Raw genomic sequence first — 561 nt, 5'->3', positions numbered from 1 at the left:
AAGTCGCTGCCGCTAAGACGGGTCATGGCTGCGGCGGCGCAGCCCCGGCTCACCACATGGCTCAAGTCCGGCTTGTTGTACTCGTCGCCGCTGTCGGCGGTGATGAGGCGGATGGGCTGATCCCAGTCCAGCTTGCGCAGGCTCTTGACCAGCTGCTGGGCAGCGAAGCTGCTGCCGATCACCACTATCTCCCGGCTGATGCCGGCGTCACTCTGCGTTGTTGTGCTCATACACAGGCCTCCACGGCGCAGGGTTCGAATACCTCCTTGCCGATGCCGCAACCCGGGCAGAGGAAGCTCTCCGGTACCTGGGCCCAGGGGGTGCCCGGCGCCACCAGCTGATCCGGCTCGCCCTGGGCCGGGTCGTAAACCCACTGGCAGACGGTGCAGAGCATGGCCTGGTCGTCATCCCATTCGGCGGCAGCCGGAGTGGCTTGCGGGGTCTTGGCTGGCACGGATACTGGCGTCACGGTTGCCTGGGTTGTGGTGATCGGGCGGGGCGCCTCGAGCGGGTGCAGCGCCCACTGACGGGCGAGCTGGCGGCCGTGCTCGCGGCATTCGG

At 67.9% G+C, this 561-nt stretch carries 1 protein-coding gene and 1 pseudogene; both read right to left on the bottom strand.

Annotated elements, in window-relative coordinates; genetic code table 11:
* Positions 1–230, bottom strand: a pseudogene (locus AACR77_RS15990) (NADH:flavorubredoxin reductase NorW); the annotation flags it as partial.
* Positions 227–561, bottom strand: a 335-nt coding sequence (locus AACR77_RS15985; RefSeq protein ID WP_042882722.1) for a rubredoxin, incomplete at its 5' end; no start/stop codon positions are given. The gene AACR77_RS15985 and the pseudogene AACR77_RS15990, both read right to left, overlap by 4 nt.

The sequence above is a fragment of the Aeromonas sp. ZOR0002 genome, from assembly GCF_963866995.1.
Taxonomy (GTDB): domain Bacteria; phylum Pseudomonadota; class Gammaproteobacteria; order Enterobacterales; family Aeromonadaceae; genus Aeromonas; species Aeromonas caviae.
Note: the sequence above shows the minus strand (reverse complement) of the source record. Positions and strands in the feature narration are given on the sequence as shown.